This is a genomic window from Enterobacter sp. ZOR0014, assembly GCF_000798855.1.
Lineage (GTDB): Bacteria > Pseudomonadota > Gammaproteobacteria > Enterobacterales > Enterobacteriaceae > Enterobacter > Enterobacter kobei.
Window position 1 is genome coordinate 1 of the sequence record NZ_JTLF01000034.1, and the last position, 402, is coordinate 402.

A 402-nucleotide genomic window follows, 5' to 3' on the forward strand; every position below is an offset into this window, starting at 1 on the left:
ACTTTAGGCTTGACAGCTTAGAGCTTTTTTGATATAATAATACATATAGTTAAAGAAAGGAGGTAATAAAATGATTTTAATACAATGCGTAACCTGTGGGTCTTCAAGTTTCACTAATGGTAAATGTGATTATTGCGGTAACAAGTACGAAGTAAATGAAGACAAAATATTTTACGGCAATTCGAAAGAAGATGATTCATCATTAGATGAGGATATAACCTTTCAAGAAACTCCTGCTGGTAAATTAATACTAAAAATCATGATCTATACTTTAATATCTATTGTTTGGTTTGCGATAACTGTATTCATTCCACCGCTATTTATAATAACAATTATTTTATTAGTAGTCTATGGGACTTATCGCTTGATAAATAAAAAGAAATAGCTTATAATAAGATGTTC

General features: G+C 28.9%; 1 protein-coding gene. It reads left to right on the plus strand.

All coding sequences use genetic code 11. The features are described 5' to 3' along the window. Positions 1-70 precede the first annotated feature (70 nt). Positions 71-385 (plus strand): hypothetical protein, encoded by a 315-nt coding sequence (locus L977_RS01400; RefSeq protein WP_036851127.1) that lies wholly within the window; start codon positions 71-73, stop codon positions 383-385. The last annotated feature ends 17 nt before the right edge of the window (positions 386-402 follow it).